The following is a 255-nucleotide window of genomic DNA, read 5'->3' on the forward strand; positions in this document are numbered from 1 at the left end:
TCGCCCCAGCCGGCCGACGGTGCGACCTGTTCGCGTACTGCGATGGAGTTGCCGTTGGGTCCGAGGACGAAGACCGCCATTCGGCCGTCGGCTTCGCGGCCGACCACGGGGATGCCGCCGGCCGGTCCGCCGAAGGGGCCGTTGCCGTCGCCGTTCCAGGCGCTCCAGCCGCCGTTGGGCGCGGTCTGCCAGATGTGCGAGATCGAGCCGTAGTCGGGCGCGACCGCGAACACCTCCATCCGGCCGTCCGCACTC

General features: G+C 72.5%; 1 protein-coding gene. It reads right to left on the bottom strand.

Features of this window, described 5'->3' with window-relative positions; all coding sequences use genetic code 11:
* Nucleotides 1-239 (bottom strand): hypothetical protein (locus UK12_RS35800; protein ID WP_197085449.1); only part of this gene is annotated, 239 nt, incomplete at its 3' end.
* Nucleotides 240-255 lie beyond the last annotated feature (16 nt).

The sequence above is a fragment of the Saccharothrix sp. ST-888 genome (genome assembly GCF_000955975.1).
GTDB lineage: Bacteria > Actinomycetota > Actinomycetes > Streptomycetales > Streptomycetaceae > Kitasatospora.